The organism is bacterium (assembly GCA_019695335.1).
Lineage (GTDB): Bacteria > CLD3 > CLD3 > SB21 > SB21 > JABWBZ01.
Window position 1 is genome coordinate 1 of record JAIBAF010000008.1, and the last position, 22,448, is coordinate 22,448.

The 22,448-nt window shown below is 42.2% G+C and carries 17 protein-coding genes; 2 read left to right on the forward strand and 15 right to left on the reverse strand.

The window, feature by feature from the left end; genetic code table 11:
• Positions 1-52 precede the first annotated feature (52 nt).
• Positions 53-961 carry a hypothetical protein gene (locus K1X84_03210; GenBank protein ID MBX7150622.1) on the forward strand — a complete coding sequence of 303 codons (909 nt, stop codon included), beginning with the start codon at positions 53-55 and terminating at the stop codon, positions 959-961.
• Complete coding sequence (locus K1X84_03215; protein ID MBX7150623.1) at positions 958-1,557, forward strand: molybdenum cofactor guanylyltransferase; 600 nt, start codon at positions 958-960, stop codon at positions 1,555-1,557. The genes K1X84_03210 and K1X84_03215 overlap by 4 nt, the downstream gene beginning before the upstream one ends.
• Before the next feature lie 53 nt (positions 1,558-1,610).
• Here the strand turns inward: K1X84_03215 and K1X84_03220 are convergent, their stop codons facing one another.
• The 15 genes from K1X84_03220 to K1X84_03290 all read right to left on the reverse strand — a co-directional run bounded on the left by K1X84_03220 (position 1,611) and on the right by K1X84_03290 (position 22,436).
• Positions 1,611-3,431 (reverse strand): tetratricopeptide repeat protein, encoded by a 1,821-nt coding sequence (locus tag K1X84_03220; GenBank protein MBX7150624.1) that lies wholly within the window; start codon positions 3,429-3,431, stop codon positions 1,611-1,613.
• Between the two features lie 97 nt (positions 3,432-3,528).
• A complete protein-coding gene (locus K1X84_03225) occupies positions 3,529-4,392 on the reverse strand; it encodes a hypothetical protein (GenBank protein MBX7150625.1) in 864 nt (287 codons plus the stop codon).
• A gap of 155 nt (positions 4,393-4,547) precedes the next feature.
• On the reverse strand, positions 4,548-6,956 hold the full coding sequence (locus K1X84_03230) for a PQQ-binding-like beta-propeller repeat protein (protein MBX7150626.1): 2,409 nt from the start codon (positions 6,954-6,956) through the stop codon (positions 4,548-4,550).
• 26 nt (positions 6,957-6,982) lie between these two features.
• Positions 6,983-7,201: a hypothetical protein gene (locus K1X84_03235; protein ID MBX7150627.1), complete on the reverse strand. Its 219-nt coding sequence runs from the start codon at positions 7,199-7,201 to the stop codon at positions 6,983-6,985.
• 283 nt (positions 7,202-7,484) lie between these two features.
• Positions 7,485-9,221: a sigma-54-dependent Fis family transcriptional regulator gene (locus K1X84_03240; protein MBX7150628.1), complete on the reverse strand. Its 1,737-nt coding sequence runs from the start codon at positions 9,219-9,221 to the stop codon at positions 7,485-7,487.
• An 84-nt stretch (positions 9,222-9,305) separates the two neighbouring features.
• Positions 9,306-10,181, reverse strand: a complete 876-nt coding sequence (locus K1X84_03245; protein ID MBX7150629.1) for a homocysteine S-methyltransferase family protein — start codon at positions 10,179-10,181, stop codon at positions 9,306-9,308.
• A 5-nt stretch (positions 10,182-10,186) separates the two neighbouring features.
• A complete protein-coding gene (locus K1X84_03250) occupies positions 10,187-12,889 on the reverse strand; it encodes a valine--tRNA ligase (GenBank protein MBX7150630.1) in 2,703 nt (900 codons plus the stop codon).
• 16 nt (positions 12,890-12,905) lie between these two features.
• Positions 12,906-13,214: a DUF1232 domain-containing protein gene (locus K1X84_03255; GenBank protein MBX7150631.1), complete on the reverse strand. Its 309-nt coding sequence runs from the start codon at positions 13,212-13,214 to the stop codon at positions 12,906-12,908.
• Between the two features lie 31 nt (positions 13,215-13,245).
• Positions 13,246-13,860: a DNA-3-methyladenine glycosylase gene (locus K1X84_03260; GenBank protein MBX7150632.1), complete on the reverse strand. Its 615-nt coding sequence runs from the start codon at positions 13,858-13,860 to the stop codon at positions 13,246-13,248.
• Positions 13,853-15,655 (reverse strand): hypothetical protein, encoded by a 1,803-nt coding sequence (locus K1X84_03265; GenBank protein ID MBX7150633.1) that lies wholly within the window; start codon positions 15,653-15,655, stop codon positions 13,853-13,855. The genes K1X84_03260 and K1X84_03265 overlap by 8 nt, the downstream gene beginning before the upstream one ends.
• Before the next feature lie 6 nt (positions 15,656-15,661).
• Entirely contained in the window at positions 15,662-16,450 is a 789-nt protein-coding gene (locus K1X84_03270) for an MBL fold metallo-hydrolase (GenBank protein ID MBX7150634.1), read from the reverse strand.
• A gap of 58 nt (positions 16,451-16,508) precedes the next feature.
• Positions 16,509-17,090, reverse strand: coding sequence for an orotate phosphoribosyltransferase (pyrE, locus tag K1X84_03275; protein ID MBX7150635.1), 582 nt, complete (start codon positions 17,088-17,090; stop codon positions 16,509-16,511).
• Between the two features lie 8 nt (positions 17,091-17,098).
• Positions 17,099-19,765 (reverse strand): hypothetical protein, encoded by a 2,667-nt coding sequence (locus tag K1X84_03280; GenBank protein MBX7150636.1) that lies wholly within the window; start codon positions 19,763-19,765, stop codon positions 17,099-17,101.
• 16 nt (positions 19,766-19,781) lie between these two features.
• Complete coding sequence (rocF, locus tag K1X84_03285) at positions 19,782-20,690, reverse strand: arginase (protein ID MBX7150637.1); 909 nt, start codon at positions 20,688-20,690, stop codon at positions 19,782-19,784.
• 57 nt (positions 20,691-20,747) lie between these two features.
• Positions 20,748-22,436, reverse strand: a complete 1,689-nt coding sequence (locus K1X84_03290; protein MBX7150638.1) for a capsule assembly Wzi family protein — start codon at positions 22,434-22,436, stop codon at positions 20,748-20,750.
• Between the last annotated feature and the right edge of the window lie 12 nt (positions 22,437-22,448).

Sequence of the window (22,448 nt, forward strand, 5' to 3'; positions counted from 1 at the left end):
GTTTAGTTAAAAAACGATTCAAATAAAAACCCTTGCTTGCATAAAGAACATTATGGTAGATCACACAACACGCCAATGGCTCGATGAAAATGAGGTTCTCGAGCGCCATCTTCTTAATCGCTTGACCGCTGATGAAGTCGGCCGCCTTCAGAAACTCCTCCAATCTTTTCCGGAATTGACCGATGAATTGGAATTTCAAAAAATGATCCTCGCCGGCATACGTCACACTGGACGCGTCGAACTGAAAGAACGGCTGAAATCCAATGTTGGACAATCGGAAAGCCGCCGCCCGAAGACATTGGTTTTGTACAATTATATGAAAATTGCCGCTGCAATCGCCGTCCTGATTGGCGTTTCCTGGTTCGTATATTCCCGTATAGCTACAAAACCTGAACCGGTGCCGTCTGCAGATTTTAAAAAGGAAATAACGATCCCAAAAGAAGAGAAAGCAGAACAGCCAAAAGTCGAGAAGCCAATCGAAAATAAAACCGGCAGTCAACAACAAATTGCGTCTAAAAAAAGTACTGAAAAACAAAACTTGCAGGAAAAGCCGATTATCGTTTCAACTCCTTCAGAGACCACAGCTGTGAAGCATAGTCAGAAATTGAATATAGAGTCGTTAAAATTTCTCAAACCCAACGAATTAACCGTAACGGTAAATATTCTTGAAGAAAATAAAACACTCGAAACTAAATTATTTTTTAAGAATCCAACCGATTTAACGGCAGTCAATATTAAAGAAACGCAAGGCGAAAAAGACGGCCAATTGGAATGGTTTTACGTCATCTATGAAAACCGGGTTCTGAATCTTTATCTCGATAATACGCATTATCTTAAAGTTTTCAAGAATGCAGTCCTCGATGAAACTGCAGCTACTCTAACCATCAAGACTTCAACTGTTCAGTTCAATATCGACCTGAAATCAAAAGATAAATTCAAAAAGGCCGTTTTAACAAAGTGAACGGATTAGGCGGGATTATTCTATTGGGCGGAAAGTCCGAAAGAATGGGTACGGATAAGTATCTACTCCCGTTTTTTAATCTTACGCTTATTGAATATCTTTGTGATGAACTGAGCAAAGTTACAGATGAAATTATCTGCGTAACCAATGAGCCTGAAAAATTATACTTCTTATTTCATCATAAAGTAAGCGACATCCAACCCGTTCCGTCGGCATTGACCGGCATCCACGCGGGCCTTGTACATTCAAAATATCATTATAACTTTATTCTTGCGTGCGATCTCCCGCTTTTTCATGCTGAAGTTGTCCGGATCATGATAAAGCATGTTCGCGACGACACGCAAATCGTTGTACCACATTCTGAAAAAGGTTATGAATCTTTATGCGGAATTTATTCAAAAAAATGTATACCGCTGATTGAAAATCTCATTTCATCGAACGATTTACGTATTTCAGATTTATATACACAGACGCCAACGGTTTTAATCGAATCGAGTGAAATCGAAAGCACGACACATTCGGATGTTTTTTTTAACATGAATACGCGCGAAGACTATGTTTTAGCTTTGGAAAAATTTCAGAAAAGATGGGTTTAAAACAAAAAATCAGGTTGTCACGAAAAAAACTTCATGACAACCCGCATTATTAATTAGCGCATGCTGTTAGCATGATTCAGAGCTTCGTAGATATTGGGGTAATTATTACCGATACTGGGATCCAGTTGTAAAGCTTTTTCGAACATGGGCACGCATTGTCCGTATGCCTGAGTATAATAATAAGAAAAACCTAAAAACATATACGTAAACGGATCGGTTTGATCATAGCTGATCGCCTGGTCCAAGTAATAAGCCGCTTCACCATACGCCTGATTGTTGTAAAGCTCCATCCCGCGTTGCCGGTAAATAGCAAACAACATTTTCATTAGTTCCCCGTTGCCAGGGGTCATCTCCAGACCTTGGCGGCAAAAGCTTTCTGCATCCGCCGTATTACCTTCCATTTCAAAGGAAATTCTGGCCATACCATAATAAGGTAGATAGTTTGCTGAACCGGTTTGAATCGATTGATTGAAATTATCTTTTGCATTTTCGATTTGATACAAATTTAGAAAACACATTCCGATATAGGCCAACGCATCTGCTTTACCAACAATATTATTATTTTGTTCTTCTGCACTCAGAACCTGCTGATACAATGACAGCGCTTCCTCAAACCGTAAGCCTGTATAAGCCGTAGCCGCTTCATCCCACATGGTGTAAGTATCGATATGCTGTTCATTGCTATAACTGTCATCATAGGTCTGCGATGCAGTAAGGCTCCTGACCATTAAATCCTCAATTTCAACTTTCATATTCACATTTAAAAGAAAACCTATTTTATCACCGAAAAACTCCTCGAAAGGCGCCGTATTGACATATTCGCCGTTAATATAAAAGGTATATTGCGAACCTTCTTTTTTAATCGATAATAAGTTAGCTTCACCTTTCTTGATAGAAGAAGAGGCCGTCCAGTTGATTTGACTTACCCAAGTGCCATTTTGAAATTTTCCGTATTGATAATACCCGGTTCCGGACACACCAAAATAATACAGATTATTTTCGTCTTGCAATCCCCACATCACGCCATAACCGTAATCATCGACACCTTTGGTTTTCCGCATCGACGTTTCGATAATGAAATCTTCATAAGTATTGATCGAAGCCGGGACCCAACTGAGCCATGTATTAACAGTACGTTTATGTTCGAAATAATATTTTCCGCTTTCAACTTTCATTGAACGGGATTTATCATCTCCCAAGGCCCAGTTACGTGAATTGTCAGCAAACGTTTCTTCAAAAATGGGTGTCCCGGTCGGAGGCTGTTTGACAAGAAGATTGTCAAACTCCACTCTGGCTTTTGTATTCAATGCAAATCCTACTTCAGAGCCTTTAGGATATTCGTAATTGGTTTGTTCAACCAAATGATCATTGATATACAGTTTCAGTTGGTCACCTGATTTTTCAACCGTCAGCTTATTGAGCGAGTTATATTTATTGATATACGATGATGCCGTCCATTGAATAAGACTTGAATAGGTTCCATTCTCCCATTTGCCGTATAAATAATTTCCATCCCCACTGATACCAAACATGTAACAATTATTCGGATCTTTATATCCCCATAAAAGACCTAGACAATTGTTGTCCATACCGCTGGTTTTGAGCATATTCGTTTCAATCACAAAATCTTCATATTCGCTCAAACCGACGGAACGCGTCATCATCCACGTTTTGGAGTTCTTGCTCTCAAAGATATATTTGCCGTAAGCAACTTTCAGATAATAATCTTCAGTATCGCCTTCGTACCATGAATGGCCATTATCGGTAAAATCATCATTATAGACAATTCGGGTTTGAGCATTAGCCACTGATGAAATTAGCGCTAATCCGATTAACGTCAAAGCGATTCGGAGGTAGGAATGTGTTGTTTTCATTTTAGTGTTTTTTAAAGTGTCCGGTAGAGTTCTAAAACAAAAACCGTCCCACCGTTTGTATGTAACGGATGGGACGGTTATTTTCATACGTTTTTAATTAAGCCGGTGTGATGTCGCCTGTATCAAGATCCAGTGTGAACGTGAATCCGCCAAATTCGAGAATTGCTGTATCGTCGCCATCAAATGTGATTTTACCTTTGACATTTGTCTCTTCGAATCCTGGAATATTGGGATCAACGCCGTACTTGTAAGTAAATTCAATGGATCCGCTTTCGAGGGGATAAGGGTCTTCTCCAGGGGCTATGGTTAATGAAATAAATTTGATACCGTACGAATATTCGAAATCGTATGTAGGTTGTCCCGGTTGGCTTGTAGTTTCGATGTTGATGCCAAACCCTGCCGTACCATTTACCACAGCATTCCCAGTTGCATTGCTGAAACCTTGAATTCCTGACACATTAAGATCAACGTCGTAATTGTAAATAAATGTACCTTCACCCGCTTCGCTGAAATCCCATGCCAGATTTAAACCATAATCAAATGCATTGGTTTGGTCATTAGGATAGCCATTTGCATCAAAATGGTCGAAATCAATTTCGTAATGAAAATCAAAATCGCCGCTGCCTTCTTCCGTAAAGGTAGTATCAAATGTCCAAAGACCGTTGCCTTGATATCCGTTGGCCATTGAAGCATTAAATTTTCTGAAGCCTTTGGTTCTCTTTAAAAAGATCCCACCAATATCATCAAAATCACCGGTAAACGAAACACCTTGTTGAGCTATGGTCAACGCTAATTGATAAGCTAACCCCATTTGGCTTTCGGCAGCGCCATTCCATGCGGTTATAGCTTCTTCCTGCGTGTCAAAATTCGTCGGCCCTGATTCGTCTTCCCCGCATCCGACAAAAGCAAATAATGCCAGCACCACGAGTGATGCCAAAAATAATGAAAATTTGGATTTCATACTTCCTCCACTCTAATAATGAAAATGTTCCGCGTTATTGTTATTTCACGCGATTAATACCGTTTTATCACATTGGTAAACCGGTAATGGGTCTAGAACAAAATTATACGTTCAATTAACTCACTTGACAGTGATTACCGTCACAAGCGAACCTCCTAATTCAGTAATTTGTATGCAAAGATTTCTTTACCGTCTACGTCAAACGCTAGCCCATTTTTGGGAGAGACAAGGACAGGCTGAACGGCATCGCTTTCTTTTTTGGCTTTCCAGACTACTTGGTGGGTCGCTTCGTCTATAAGATAAAAGTTTTTATTGGAGCAAATCAAGGCTTTATGTACATCTTTAAAAAATAGCATTACGGCGTTGGTTCCCGCACCAAGCTCATAAGCCGATGACGCTTTGTCGAAACTGTCTTCGATTTTCCAGATAGATTTGCAAGGGTCGGATGCGTCACGCTGAATACCTGCAAGCCCATTACCGCCGCCCAATAATGTATAACCTGGACGTTCGTAAGTCACATTGACCGTTCCTAACTTGAGTTTATTCAATCTGCAATTGCCGTTTTGTGCTTTCTCCACCATTGCTTTATCGGTCATAACATCTACCAAATAAACAGGATCCATACCTTCGAAATCCTGATATTTCCAAGCAATTTTCCCTGATTTGGCATCAACAGCCACAAAACCAAAATCGCCTTTATCGCCATACACTACCGGTTTAGGACTCTGCGATCCATAAAGGATATTCTCATCCAAATAAAATCCTGTACGACAATAAATCATGTTATCTTTAACAACCATACCCTGACTGAACGGCAATTTAGCTACGGGGCCATTAACATCACAATCCCACAACTTTTTACCGGAATTCATGTCGATGGCAAATACTTTCTCATCGCCAGTAAGATACATGACGCCGTTGCTGATGACAGGATCGGGATTCAAATTCGTAAACGTTGTATTACGCATGGCGCTGAAAGCACCGGAATAAGCTGAAATAATGCCCGTCGCATTGACGGGTGGAACGATAGAGTAAGGATACATCAGTTTGTTGTTTTCAAAAGTAAAATCCCCTTTCATTTCACCCATTTTTCCAGCAACCCACTTGCCTTCCTTTAGCAATTTTCCATCATTAAGCTGATAGACGCATAATCCCATGTTTGTAACCATGACAACGAGACCGGCTTCTTTCGAAAAATACGGGCCAGCAGCCACTCCTTCGATGGTAGTTTTGGCCGAATTGCCGATAACGGACGACCAAATCGCGCGCGATTGGTTATGCCAAACGATATTGCCGGTCGACATATTCACACGATACATGTGAACGCCCAAATCTTTGTTCGTCATAAGGAAGGCGCGCTTTCCGGATACGACGATATGATCATCACCGTCCAGACGGATGACGCAACAAACTTGTCCGACAAACGCTCCATCGGCCGTGCGCCATAATTTCTTTCCACTCGCCGGATCGAATGTCAACAACGCACCGTTGATGCTGATCAAACCGCTGACTAATTGTTTTTGATCGTTGGTAATTTCGTAATAATCGGCTTCGGCAATTTCATCCTCATCTTTGACCGTCTCTTGCCATTGCAGTTGTCCCGTCAGTGCGTTCACGCCGGCAATTTGTTTCTCCATGTAGATAACGGCTGTATTACCGACGAAATCAATGCAATCACCAGTTTTTTTAACGCCGCCGCGCTCTTCGCTTCCGCGCATCGCCGCGCTCCACAATTCTTTACCGTCTTTACCGCTGATCAGCACCGTGCGCTTTTTAAGAAAAACAACCACAGGACTGGTTTCCGCTTCCGACCATCCCCATGTATAGCGTAAATCACCATCCGTTTCTTCATTGGTGCTATACAGCGAATTACCGGAATTGAAATCAATCAGCGCGAAACCTTTTGAATAAAAGGCGATAAAATTTCCTGATTTTAATTGGTGATACAGATCGGGAGTAAATCCTTGATCGTTACGATTCCACAAAGATTGTCCTGTTTTATAATCGATCATGTGTACCGATTTAGAATAAAACGCGATAAAATTACCGTTCTCGAAAACCATATAATTTTTGGCTGACATATTTTGATCGTCGCGTTTCCATAATTTTTTACCTTGCAGATCGTAGAAGACCGTCGTTTTCTCAAATATTTGTAACAGACCGTATTTGGTACGCAATGTCTCGAATCCTTCGGATACTTCTACATCCGTAATCAGACCTTTCTCCGACCCGTCTTCCATGCTTAGGATCACAATACCTTTTTTTGTTCCGTACATAAATTGATCATCGTATACGGCACTGAAATATTTACTTTTGTATCCTTCGAGTTTCTTTTCCCACCGGATTTTACCGTCGGCGTTGATCACGGTAACATAATCATCTTCACGCGTGAAGAATGCTTTACCGCCGAGCACTTCGGTAAAATTTTCCAACTTATTTTTTGTTTTCAGGCTCCAGACCGGTTTGACTTCCGGAATATCACCAGCCCGAAGCGATGGAATTAAAAATAAAAAAACCAGCCAGAATAAACGGCCGGACACGGTTATTGGATTTGAAGAAACCATAACTCTCCTCCTCAAAAATGTGAATGCTAAATATCGTTTTGTTTGAATGTTTGTAATAAAGCTTGCTTCATTGAATCACTTTGGGCGTCCATTAAAACATAGTCGATTTCAATGTTGGAAACCAATTTAGCGGCCGTATTCCAATTGGAAGCCGTAATAATCTCGCATCCTTCTTTGGCCAGAATTTGTCGAATGGCGGCTAATTCATCAATATCAGAATGAAAAATAAGAATGCGTTTATTCACTGTGGGCTCCGGTAAGCGATTAAAATATAAGCTCGGGTAAAAAGCAGCACCGTAACCTGGTAAAAACGATGCCAACTGATGCCCGAGCTTTGTGCGTGCCTCAAGATTCCACAAAATCAGAGTTAAGTGGTTAAAGGTATCAATAAACAATACAATCTTCGTACCCGCTTTCAATACTATTTAATTTTGATGAATTTAAGACCGAGTCCAGGGAGGTTTTACTAGAGCAATAGAGAGCGAAATACGACAAATGGCTCAATAAATAAGTCGCGAATATGCGACACTATTCAGTTATTCCGAGTTGATTGAGCATACGAAAAAAATGCGTACGATTAATCCCAAGCAATTCAGCGGCTTTGGTTTTATTGTTGTTGACTTTACGTAAAATGCGAATAACGTACCATTTCCGAAAGTCTGTTTCTGCAGCATCCAATGTCATGTCCTGTTGAATACGATAACCGCTTTCAACTTTGGCAATAATTTCCAGCGGCAAATCGTTGATCTGGATTGTTGTACCGTTGGCTAAGACAATCGCGCGCTGAATAACATTTTCCAATTCACGAATATTACCATCCCACCGGTAATTTTCAAGTACGTCGAGCGCTTCGTCGGTAATCATCATCGCCTGGCCACTGGAATGTTTTGAAATAAAATAATGAACCAGCAGACTGATGTCTTCTTTGCGCTCGCGTAAAGGCGGTATATCGATTTCAACAACTTTAAGACGATAATAAAGATCTTCTCTGAATTTTCCTTCTTTGATCGATTGCTGAAGGTTCTTATTCGTCGCAGAAATAATACGAATGTCTATTTTTTTGATTTCAGTACTGCCGAGCCTTTCTAATTCTTTCGTTTGTACGACACGCAAAATTTTCGCCTGCAAATTGATCGGCAATTCGGCTACTTCATCCAGAAACAACGTCCCGCGATGCGCGAGTTCGAATTTACCGGGTTTACTTTTAACAGCGCCTGTAAACGCGCCGGGCTCATATCCAAAAAGTTCGGACTCTAATAGATCCGGCGGAATAGCGCCGCAATTAATCGCGACAAACTTTTTATCGAACCGATCGCTGTTAAAATGAATAGCGCGCGCAATCAATTCTTTTCCGACACCGCTTTCGCCAAGAATCATCACCGTTGCCTCAGACGGAGCAACTTTTGCGGCAACTTCCAACACTTTCACCAATTTTTCACTTTTCCCGATAATTTCTTTAAAATTATAACGGTCGCGTAATTCCTGCATCCGGTTGTGATCGCGTTTTTCCATTTCTGCTTCTTTGGCGATGATTTCTTTTAGCTCATTCACGCGGTAAGCGATTTGTTTAGAAAACGCCATCACAAACGCCAGATCGTTTTCAGAAAACCCTTTCGCATCCTCTTTGCGATCGAGGTAAATCACGCCAAGCAATAATCGACGGTAAATGATTGGGACGGACAACACCGAACGCAGACCCAATCGCATAAAACTTCCTTTTTCGGCGAGGCTTTCTGTCAACTGATCGTCATCGACTTTGACAGGCTGTAAGAGTTCTTGGGTTTTTTTAATAACGGACGTACTCACTTCTTGCGCCGGATCATCGATGTTCTGACCTTCAAAGTTTTTACTTACAAAATATTCACGTTCGCCGTCCGTGTTAATTAAAATAAGAAAGCCTCGTTCAGCCCGAAGATGGTAGGTAATCTGATCCATTGCGAATTCGATCAGGCCTTGCAATTCCGATTCCGTAGAAAACATCATACCGGAATTGTATAATGCCTTGAATTGCTCTTTCTCCGTTTGAATCTGATTGAATTGGTTCTCCATTTTTTTCACATCAGCGGCCAAACGCGACACTTGGATATTAATTGCCCTGTGCTTTTCGATATAAAGTTTAAACAGCTCATTGAGCAACTTTTCGGCTTGAGCAGAATTATTGCTTCCGACAACGTTATTCAACTCGCCCAATCTCTTGGATAATTCTTTGAACTCATCGTCTAATGTTTGCTGCAGATCTGAAAGTGTGTCAGATAGTTTATTCATGGGTCATTACTCAGGTCAAAAAAATGGTAATTAAAATACAATGAATTGAGTCAAGTTCGCAAGATTTTTAATCAATAGCCATTATCAGCGAATTGATGCATTCAATCGCTCTATGTGTTTCGGTGTAGTTCCACAACAACCACCGATGACAGTTAATTTAAATTTTTCCAGCCACTGCTGAACTTTTTCAGCATAGGCACCGGGCGATAAGTTTGAAACTGATTTTTGAGGGTGAAGAATATTGGCATAAGCTCCGATAGGAAGATCGGTATTTTTTTGTACCGCCTCTAAATTTTCTTGAATGGTGTCGACGTCAGAACAATTCAATAGAATAGCGGTTGGCCGATGAAAACTGACGGCTCGAATCGATTCTTCAAGCATTTCGCCGCTCAATAATTTTCCATCCCTTTGAGTTATGAAACTTACCAGTACCGGCAGTTCCGTTTGTACCGCATACTCTGTTGCAATCAACGCTTCGCGCAACGTATTCATCGTTTCAATCAAAAGACAATCAACTTTAGCTTCATACAAATAATCAATGTGCCGGCGGTGTTCATCACGCAGTTCATGATCAGCCGGAACTTTTTCGGGATGGTAGCAATCTTCGACCGGCGCAATTGATCCGGCGATCTTTACACGTTCTTCTGCATCGGCCCGTTCAACGGCTCGTTGGGCGATTTCCACAGCTTCACGAGTCAAGCTCCGAGCCTGCGATTCCATATTTTCTTTTTTTAAAGTTCTGTAATTGGTCCGAAACGTGTTGGCCGTAATGATATCCGCGCCGGCCATCGCGTATTCAAAATGAACATCGTTTAAAACCTTCTTGCCATCATTCGTAAGCAGCGCAATTGTCGACCACAATGGCAATGTAACAGAAACGCCACGAGATTCCAGTTCAGAACCTGTGGCGCCATCCAATAAAATAATTTCTTTTTTACTAAGCCTGTCGGCTATGGTCATACACTTTATCCCAATGCATTCAATTGCTTCAGGTTAGCTTGCAATTTCTCAATGGATTGATTGAAGTTATCGCGTTTGGCATTTTCTTTTTCAATCACTTGCGGAGGGGCTTTTGCGATAAAATCATTGTTTGAGAGTTTTTGTATAATACTTTGCACTTGTCCTTCAAGCCGAGTTATCTCTTTTTGGAGCCGCGATTTCTCTACAGCAACATCAATAATTCCTTCGAGCGGAATGAACAATTCCACACCGGATACCACAGCGCTCGCACATAATTTAGGTTTGACCGGCTTGGTTTCGACGGTCAACGCTTCGACACGCGCTAAATTCTTAAAATAACCGGCGTGATTTTGCAAAAGCTTGACCGTTTCCGCATCGGAAGATATCATAATGGCGTCGGTTTTTTTAGCCGGTGGAACATTCATTTCGGAACGTATATTGCGAATGGACACGATCAAATTTTTGACTACTTCCATATCTTTTTCTGCTGTGTCATTGTAAAATGCCTGATCGGTATATTCCCACGATTGACACATGACACTTTCGCCATCATTGCGGGGTTTCAAACGTTGCCAGATTTCTTCGGTTAGAAAAGGAACTATCGGATGCATGAGTTTGACAATACCTTCCATTACATACAACGCCGTCGACAACGTTTGTCTTTTTGTATTTTCGTCGCCGTTATACAAACGGTCTTTGATCAATTCAAGGTACCAATCGCAAAAATCCGACCAGAAAAATTGATATACGGAATTCATCGCGTCATGAAGTTTGTATTTTTCAAGGCCTTCTGTAATTCCGTTCACCGCTTTATGATAACGGCTGAGGATCCACTGATCGGCCAATTCGTGAATACGTGAAATATCCGGTTTAGCGGGTTCCGTATCGGATAGTGTTTGCGCTTGCATCGCCAAAAACCGGAAAGCGTTCCAGACTTTATTGGAAAAATTTCGGCCAAGTTCAAATTGCCGCTCGGCCAGATGAATATCCTGGCCTTCTGCACTCAGATCGACGAGTGTAAACCGCAATGCATCGGCCGAATATTTCTCGATCACGTCGATCGGATCGATACCGTCGCCGAGCGATTTACTCATTTTACGGCCGTGTTCGTCGCGAACAATTCCATTAAAATACACTTGATGAAACGGCGCCTCGCCGGTGAACTCCAACCCGGCCATAATCATCCGCGCGACCCAGAAGAAAATGATATCGGGTCCGGTAACAAGAAGGTTCGTGGGATAATAATATTTTAAATCATCGGTTTTATCCGGCCAACCAAATGAAGAAAAAGGAACCAGCCATGAAGAAAACCACGTATCCAACACATCTTCGTCCTGACGTATATCTTCAATTTTTAATGTCTCATTTTTAGTTTTTAATTTTTGGTAGGCTTCTTCTTTATTATGAGCAACCGTACTATTTCCATCCGTTGCATAGTACGCCGGAATTCTGTGTCCCCACCATAATTGGCGTGAAATACACCAATCCCGAATGTTCGTCATCCAATGTTCGTAGGTTCGAACCCATTTTTCAGGATGAAATTTTATATCACCTTTCAAAACCTTATCGAGAGCAGCTTTAGCCAGTACTTCCATTTTCAAAAACCATTGCTCAGACACTAAAGGCTCGATCGGGACATTACCGCGCTGCGAATAACCGACACGGTTGACATGGTCTTCTATTTTTGCTAAGAAACCAAGGCGATCCATTTCTTCGACAACTTTTTTTCGCGCCGCAAAGCGTTCCATACCCTGAAATGCTGCCGGGACATTGTGATTCAGCGATGCATCGGGATTCATGATGTTGATGAATTCCAAGCTATGGCGTTTGCCCATTTGAAAATCATTCGGATCATGAGATGGAGTAACTTTGACGGCGCCACTTCCAAAATCTTTATCAACATACGTGTCTGCGAAAATCGGGATTTCACGGCCAACAATCGGCAAAATAATTTTTTTTCCTATCAGATGCATGTAACGCTCATCGTCCGGATGCACCGCCACGCCGGTATCGCCGAGCATGGTCTCAGGCCGGGTTGTTGCAACGGTGAGAAACTCAGCCGAATCTTTGACCGGATATTTAAAATGCCAAAGTTTCCCGTTGATTTCTTTATAGTCGACTTCTTCATCGGAAATAGCCGATTGAGAAAACGGGCACCAGTTGACAATATAATTGCCTTTATAGATCCATCCTTTTTCATAGAAATGAATGAAAACTTCCTGAACCGCGTGCGAAAGATGGTCATCCATCGTGAACCACTCGCGATCCCAATCGCATGAACAACCCATTTTTTGCAATTGCCCGATAATTCGGTCGCGATAGGTAATTTTATGTTTCCACACCTCAGCGACGAAAGCTTCACGGCCAATTTTTTTCCGATCCTTGCCTTCTTTGGCCAATTGTCTTTCAACAACTGTTTGCGTGGTGATTCCCGCGTGATCGGTCCCGGGTGTCCACAAAGCCTCGTAACCCTGCATGCGTTTAAAACGAATGTAGATATCCTGGATGGTGTTATTATAGGCGTGTCCAATGTGTAACGCACCGGTCACATTCGGAGGCGGAATGACGATAGTAAATGGCTTTTTATGGGTATTAACTTGTGAACGAAACAATTTATGCTTCATCCAATACGCATACCATTTGTCTTCCACAGTTTTAGGATCGTAGGCTTTGGGAATTTCGGTTTCCGTTTTTTTAGAGTCGCTCATTCATCCTCCGGTTACATCAACTGTTAATCGCCTGTGCATGTTCCTGCACTACGTCTTGCGGGCATAGCCGCAAAAAGAGTTTAAGTATTACTATTAATAAACCAATATCGTCGACAATGCCGAAAAACAAGAACACTGACTCGGGTATGAAATCCAGTGGCGAAACAATATAAAAAATCGACATAAAAAACAACAACTTCAAATAGACCGGCACACGCTTGTCGTGCAAAAGTCTCCAATACAGTCGTCCAAATTTTTCAGCATGACGTGCAATACTGAAAATCGAAATCCATCGCGACTGAAATAATTTTTCAAAATTGGTCATAGATTAGCTATCGACTGAATCATTCGATACGTTATTTGTTGACGTGGCTTGAAGTGATATTAAATTTGCTCTTCGATACATAGGGATTATTATGAATAAAAAAACGGTATCTTTTATCCGTACCAACCCGAATTCCAATGCGCGGTGATCGCCGGATTTTGAAACCTGTAAAACCATCATCAACAATATGCAAATCGTTTCCGAGCAAATCAGCGCCATTGAGTTCACGGTCGATATGCAACGCAAGACACAATTTGCCCGGTCCGTTGCTCAGATCATAATGGTGTTCCGCTCGCCGGCGCTTTTCCATTATATCAACCCCACTGACCGGTTCTAGTGCACGAATCAAGCACGCTCCGGCAACACCGTCACGCTCCGTGACTACATTCACACAGTAGTACATGCCATAAATAAAGTACACATAGGCATATCCCGGTTCGCCAAACATAATGGCATTACGTTTAGTCCGGCCGCGAAAGGCATGGGACGCCGGATCGTTAGTATTCGTGTACGCTTCAACTTCTACGATTCGTCCAGACGTTATTATTCCCCGATGGCGGCGAACAAAAATCTTTCCTAATAAATCGGGAGCAACTTCGAGCGTGGGGCGGTGATAGAACGATCGCGGTAAAAGGCGGTCAGGCATGATGATTGGCTTGTTTCAGCTTACTGAAATTGTCATTGATCTCGTCGAGCAGAAAATCAACCTGCAGCATAAATCTTTCCGAGGCACATCCGCGGCGCTTGCATTCGCGGCATGGAATTTTCAATTTACATTCAATCGCATCTTTATGTGATTTTTCAATTTCACTAAACGCCTCGTGTAATTCATCTTCGTGGGCTTCTTGTTTTTTTGACGGCTCAACTTCCTGAACAAGCTTGGCCCATTTCAAATGCAGCATCTCTTCAAGGTCTTTGATACGACCGAGATATTGGCTCATCGCAGCACGCCAGATCATCACAGCTTTATTCAAAACGGATTCATCGATCGGCTCGTCCGACTCATGCGCCTCGTCGTCAAATTTAAAATTCTTCAAATCCAGAATATGTTTGATCATGCCTTGAATCTGATCGAGTTCCTCGAAGACTTCTTTTTTTGTATCGAGATACAGGCTACTGATCGAGCCTTGAAAATGCTGAATGGCTCGATTAATGTGCGCTTGCGCCGCCTGATCGCTTTCAGGCTCCACTTTCGTATTCTCGGCACGGAATTGCTGCAGATAATTCAGAGCGGTTTTCAAAACCTGAATCGCATCTTTTTGATCGTTAATCCGCGAATAGCCTAACGATTGAAAAATCACATCAAAATAAGCATTGACGCTGATTTCAATCTCTTTCATTTTTTTATTCAACCGTTCAGCTTCTTTGAATCGGACTTCTTTGACGCGGCCCTGAATCTCTTCATCCGGATGTTTTTCCATTAATTTCAGAACGCTGTCGACAATGCGTCTTGGCGTGGATTCATCGGATACCAATTCGAAAATATCGTCTAATTGCAAAATTTCTCCGGCGCGGGCGCTGATTTCTTTATCCGGCTCGAGGTGCATGAATGCGAGTACGCTGAGATTAAAAAAGTCGGAAGGATCCTGAACGCTACGTTCTAATTCGCGTAATTTGCGATTCCTTAAACTATTGCGTAAGCCAATGCCGGCGCCGGTCGGATCGGTACGTTCAGCTGAACCCAACATCTGATTGGATTCAAGCGCTTTTAAGACCATCTTAACGGCGGCATGTAAAATATTAAATACATCGATCCCCGTTGCTTGTGGCAAACGTCCGCGAATCTTATCGACCACTTCATCATCGTCGAATATTCTTTTCAAAAACGCTGATGGGACAGATGACACGGCATTATTGGCCGCAGCGACGATTTGTGAATCATCGTCCGCCAGGTAAGTAAAGAGCGTGATCAGCGTACCTTCCGTTATCGCTTCCCGCGTAATGGCCTGAATGTCACGCGCTTTGATAATACGCCGGCTGCGTTTTTTCATCACCAACTGCGCTTGTTTGAGGATCTTATCGTCTTCGCGGTCGATGTCGCGCTCTTTGATCAAATTGATGTAATCAAAAAGTACTTTTGTCGGCAAGCGCGGATTATTAAAAACCGCTTCCAGCACCATTGAGTTTTTTTCGAATAACAGAAACAGGGCAAGCTTTTCCGGCTCCGATTCGTGGGCAAATTTTTCCCGTTCAACTTCGCTGAAGTCAAGCACTTCGATGTATTTACCGACTTTACTCCAAAATCCATCGTTCTGAATCGCCATCCGGACGTCGGGCGGCTGTTCATTGAAAGCTTTATAGACTTGAATGTCAAACGGTAACGATTGGCGATAAAATGTCGTCAAAAGATCTTTGAGGAACTGGCTGTCGCTTTTGCTCCACTTGGCTTCGGCTTCGGTTAGTTCTACCAACGGATCTTTATGTTCTTCGGAATTCTTCATAGTCAATTAGTTTAGAATAACAATATCGCCAACTCGATGCTGATGCGCCAAACCGATATCCACGTGTGAAAACATTACGGCACTAGCCATCAAATGTTGATACAAAGTTTCAATAGCAACCGATGGACGGTTATTTTCTTCGCTCAAATGCGCCAGAATGACGTGTTTCAATTCGGGATGGATCGATTCTTGAATCAGGGCCGCCGCCTGTCGGTTGGACAAATGGCCCAATCGCCCCGCAATACGCTGCTTCAAAGGCCAGGGATAACTTCCTTCCATCAACATGCGTTCATCATGATTCGATTCTATAATCAATACGTGACTTTGTTTAATTTTTTCTTTGACTAATTGCGTCGCATAACCGAAATCCGTCAACACACTTGCTTTTTTGCCTTGATAATGAAAACAATAGCCGACCGGATCGATAGCGTCGTGAGAAATGGAAAAAGGTTCAATCAACATTTGTTCGACGGTAAATGTATCGTCAAAAAGATGAACGCGGGTTTTATTTGATACCATCGAACCGGCATGCAGATACATGCTTTGATTCATATGTACTTCTACGGTATATTTTTTCGTAAACACCGGAAGTCCTTGAATATGATCGACATGTTCGTGCGTCATAAAAATATGACGGATTTTTGCAGCGTTTGTCCCGATGGTATTCAATCGTTTTTCAATTTCCCTGCACGAAAGTCCCGCGTCAATCAGGCATTCCGTTTCGCCGGCTTTGAGATAGACACAATTCCCTTTGCTGCCGCTGGCCAGAACGCATATTTTAAATGTTTCAGACATGTCTAAAATAAGTTAGGAATAAATCGGCGCGACCTCAAATAAAAAAGTTAAGACTAACTCAGGATTTGAGAGAACGACTTCCGGGCTTAATAGCAGGAACCTTGCCCTCGCGACATAATGGGCAATCAGAAGGGTCGTATTTTTTAACGTCCATGGCCAGCAATGAAAATTGAGGAACGCCAAACTCAACAGTTCCGTTGCTTCGATCAACAATGTAGCCCACGCCGATAACATTCGCGTCGCGATCGCGGCAAAGCTGGACAACTTCTTTCACCGATCCGCCCGTCGTCACAACGTCTTCGACTACGAGCACATTGTCGTCACGATGAATTTCAAATCCCCGCCGCAATTGCATGACGCCGTTTTCCCTTTCGGCAAAAATGCACCGCGCATTCAAAGTCCTGGCCACTTCGTGGCCTACAATGATACCGCCGACGGCCGGCGCTACAACCGCCTGAATTTTGTGCGCCGCAAAGTGCAGCCCAATCTCGCCGCATAAAATCTGAGCATAATTGGGATATTGCAGTACTTTGGCGCATTGAAAATAATTAGGACTATGCGCTCCGGACGTCAAAATAAAATGTCCTTCAAGCAGCGCGCCGGTCTTTCTGAATATGTTTAAGACTTCTTCCGAATGCACGTCGCTCCTTATTCGAATGAATAATTCCGGCTTTGGTATACTTTTTCAGTATAGTCCATAAGATTGAACATATCGTGATTGCGCGAGTATCTGATACTGATAACCATGATGGCCGCAATCAGCAACCCGCCAAACACGATCAAAATCTTATTCCATGAAACATCGTATATGATTTTTAAAATCCGGAACATGCGCACTATGTGCCACATTACCATGATCAAACATATAACGACGGCTGTGGTCATAAAAAAATCCAAACGCATCAATCGTTGAAATAAAATAACACACGGCATTAGAAAAAGGTAATGCGAACTGCTCCATAAGCCGGCCAAAAATGTTTGTTGAAAATAAACCTGAACACGGAATACAAATGTAAATAATTTGATCAATAAGCCAGTTACTATAAAGAAAATTAAAAACAATCCTGTGAATGACGTGATAAATATTTCAGGACTCCATGCTATACTGTCGATCCACGCTTTAAAACCGTTGTCGACCAATACGTTGGCTACAAATTGATCGAACAATTGATTTCTTCTCAATTCAAAAAAAATCAGCGACATCATGGCCGCCATGGACAAACTGCTCAAAAAAGCTACAATCAATGCGGGCCAAATAGCAATAACCCGATTCTCGCGAACGTCTGTATAAAAAGTTAACACCTTGGTAATTGAACGAAAAACACTGTTATTGAATTTGCCGCTCTGGCGATAAAATGTCACAAATACCAAGACTAATAATAGCCCTACTACCGGAAATGTTTTCGGAAATGGGTTTTCAAACGATCCGATCGGGATACTTTCGATCTTGTCATTGCTGTACAATGCTTTGGCAAAGTCGTAAGCGAAGCGCTCTTTACGTTGATAGGTTACCATCCCGGATGTATAAATGTCCTGATCGTATAACAGATATGCAAATCCGTAGGTACGATTAGTTACAAAATCATTGTAAGAGCGAATAATCCCGCCCGCCACTTTCCATTCGCTTAATTTTTTGTAAATATCAATCAGATATTTTGCCTGAAATTTAGTCGAAGTCGGGTCGCTATAGCCGTTTTGATTGTTCGGAAAAATTTGAACGCCGTAGGTACAAATGACCGCACGATTCGGCCACCGGGAAAGGCTCTTGGTTGCAAAAATATTAGCCTCCAGGAAATTATTACTGCGCAGGCTAAGGTTGATAATATCGACCTGATCCATATAAACGTCTTGCATACCGAAAATCGACGTGCAAAATGTGGGGCGATCATCAAGGCTCTTGATGAGTTGCGACATCTGGTTCAAGTAAGCATTCATATCTTTTGAATTGTGGTCATGTGCAGAGCCCAATCCCCACGCAAGAATACATGGATTGAGTCTGTCATTTTCGATCATCGTACGATAATACGGTTTCAATTCCTCTGCATATGCATTATCGCGCAGTACATTGGGAGTAAAACCAAACGCCGGCGCTTCATACAAAAGGAACAGTCCGTATCGATTGCATAATTCAAGAAAATACGGATGAGGAGGATGATGCTTGAAATAAACGGCATTTGCGCCCATTTTTTTGATACGCAAAACATCCGATTCCATTACGGCAAAGGATAAAGAATTACCCTCATCGGGATAATCTTCATAATATTCGACGCCCCGTATGGTAAGCGGTTGAGAATTGATCAAAATGACATTATCCTGCACACTGACTTTACTCAATCCGACATACGTTTGAGTCTGATCGACTAATGTATCGGCCTGAATCAAAGAAAAAACTATGCGGTAACGATAGGGGCTTTCGGCATTCCAGAAAATCGGTTTTTCCAGAGTAAATTTAGCCTCCAGATTCGCAAACCGATTTAACACGATTCGACCATCGGGATTAAGCTCTTTGATTTTAGGAATTTCCCATACGTTACGATAACGTTTATATCGATTGGTATAAACCGGTTCCGGGTCATCTTCATTAAACATTTCAATCACGTAACGTACGTCTGAAGTTTTTTCAAGAATACTGGCGCCGGCACTGGTATCTTTCTGTTGATATCCGAAGTCGTAATTACGCAAATCCAGACCGATTGTAAAATCACATTTTCGTAGATCGTTGGAAATAGCATAGCGTACGGACCATTTGTCAATGGTCAGTTTTGGCGTAGCCAATAAGAAAATTTCACGGAAAATCCCACCGTAAGTTTTTGGCTGCAAGAGAGAGGATCGTCTCGGAATAGTGTTATGTGCGTTGAGTGCGCTATTGACCGTAATTTCAATCGTATTCGTTTCGCCGACTTTAATAAGCCCGTCGCTAAGGTCAATCTCGCGGCGAAGATAGCCTCCGTTATGATTCGCCACAAATTCGCCGTTGATTCTTATTTCGGCTGCAAAATTGATCCCGAATGAAACAAGACGGAAATGCAAATTTTCAAATTCAGGACCAGGCACAAACGAACGACGGTAAACAACTTTACCCTCGTAATCATAATTGCTCGGGACAAGAATTTTAGTCTGGAAGTTTTCATAAGTAATGGCCCACTCGCCCGCAAGATCCAGCACCTGACGATTGTCTGATAGCGATAGATAATTGCGCAAAAGTTGTTCGTCATAACCACTTTTATCGCCATAAACTTTGAATTCGTCCACAGCATGAACGGAGGTTGCCAGAATCAAAAATATCCCAACAACCGGTATCGTCAATATTCGCATGGGGTGCTCCGGATTTCTAAATGATACTTTTGCCGAAAAATGAAGCAATGAGTTCGACGCCGACTTTGGCGGTTGCGTTACGAACATCGAGAATCGGATTGGTTTCAACGTATTCCAGTGAAAGCGCTTTTTTAGATTCACATAAAGTTTCCATGACATAATGCGCTTCGCGGTAGGTCAGTCCGCCGTTGACGGGAGTACCCACGCCCGGTGCGAGCGAAGGATCAAGACTGTCGGCATCGAAACTGACATGTACGCCTTCGGTATGGCGTGATGCAATGTCGATAGCTTTTTCCATAATCCTGTGGATTCCCTGTTGGTCAATATCCCGCATGGTAAAAATCGTGACTCCCATTTTCCGGATATTTTCGATTTCGCCTTTATCCAACGTTCTGATCCCGACAAGAACCGTATTGGCCGGATCAACTTTGGCAAAATCGCCCCCGACAGCGGTTAATTTCGAATGCCCCACGCCGAGCGAAACGGCCAGAGGCATCCCGTGAATATTTCCGGAGGGAGACGTTTCAGGCGTATTCATATCCCCGTGGGCGTCTACCCAGATAATTCCGATTTTCTTGTGGCGTTTACGGAAATGAGAAGACACGCCTGCCACCGTACCGATAGCGATTGAATGATCTCCGCCGAGTACCAGTGGAACCTCATGATCATCGAGGGTCTTTTCAACGATTTCAGAAAGTGCAGTTACGCCTTTGACAATTTCATTCAAGTATTTAAGTTTCTCATCACCAACTTTAAGAATCTCAGGCGCTTTAGTAACAATGTCGCCTTTATCTTTGATGGTATAACCCAATTCATTTAGACGCTCCGCCAGACCAGCTATACGAAGCGCCGATGGTCCCATATCCGTACCACGGCGGCCCGCGCCCAAATCAAGCGGAACACCAATAATTCTGATAACCGACATGCTAAAACTGATTTGTTTGGATGGAAAAAAATGCTGAAGAATATATTTTTTTTGAGGCTAATAATCAAGCTTATAACCGACTACGAGGCGGTTTTGGGTTAATGTCCGACCTTTGGTATTCTGGTAATTAGCCGTGTGCGAATGATTGGCAATTGCAAAAAAGTAGTGATTGTGAAAAGTTTCGACCTGTATATTCAACCCAAAGGCATTTTTTCGTTCGTTGATTCCTTGTAAGAAATGCTTTTTTTGTTTTCCTGGAGGTAAATCAACAAATCCCTCTTCATAACCAAACCGGTAAATATCGCCCGTCCCATGACGTGTCAACTCGTAATTGACAGCAATGTTATAACGGCGCGCCGGCCGGTACCGAAATTCAAAAAAATAATCGTCTGAATTCGGTTGTAGAAAAGAACCAAGGCCTTTCCCAAAATGAGTGTAGTTAATGAGATCCCATTTGTGCGCATAAACAAACGGCTCAATCCGGGAATATTCGAAACGAAAGTCCAGATCATGTAATTGAAACGGCTCGACCCAATACGTGCCAAATTGAAATGCCCAAGTCTGCTTCCAATAAGTAAAGGGATTTAAAGAAGTAGAAAAATCATCTAAATAAAGCGACGCATACATTTTAAAATTCTTAAATGGAAAAGCTGTCACATCAAAACTAATTGTATTATTATCCTTATCTCCAAGATATTGTTCGGTAATATGATAAACCGTTATAGGGTTTAAGTAAGCCACCTGCACTCCACGTTGTCCATAAATCACGCTTTCGTTACCGGCAATAAATAGCCATGGAAAAACTTTAAATTCCAGCCGATGCGCCACAAAGTATTTCTTTTCGCTGCTGTCACCGGCTGCATTGAAAACAAACCGGTCACTACGGAGCCAGCCGTGAATATAGGTAAACTTAATTCTCTCAAATGTCACATCCATTCGGAGATTATCAAACGGGGGCGCATTGTCGGATAAAATCAAATTGCCGCGTTTAGCCGGTCCCAAGCTCAATCCGTCCTTCCCAAATTGCAAACGAATCCATCTCGGTTGAATAACGGCATACGCATTGGCTTCGAGCGAATAAACGTTTTTAGACGCCGGATTAAAATTAATATTCCCGCCGCTTTGTTCAAGCTCGCCAAAACTGTATTTCCGGTCCGATCCCTGAATTAATGTACTGGTGAATTCCGAATAAAAAGCTACGGAATTTTTAACAATGCCCCGTGCACGTCCTAGTACGCCGGTAAAACTGACATTGTCATTCAGAGAATCTTCTTGGCCGTTATAGCGTGTCAGTTCAAAAGATTGATTGAAGAGCGCATCACCGATAACATAACTCGGCTCATCTGCCGTATCTTCAAAATTAATCAAATGTTTCTCGACTTCGACTTCCGGAACTTCTGCAGCAAGCTGTTTCAATTCGAAATAAAATTCGCCTTTTAATTTCATGAATAAATCAAACTCTATTCGCGTCAGCAAATCAGTATGAATTTTTAATTTTTCATCTAAGGTAAGAATCAATTTCAGAACAGCATTGCGCGTGTAGGGTTTGTTGCGCCACTCAATAGAAGTGGGGATCACCCCTTTGGTTTCAAGGCGTTCAATCCATTCATAAACGAAATGGTTGAGGGGAATATTTACGGAAGGTTGTTTTAAGAATGATTTAACTTTTTCATCATCAAGATTTTGGGCACTAACAGAAGAAATTCGAAACACTAAAAAAACCACTAATGCTAAATAAAAACGCATCCAACTCCTTAT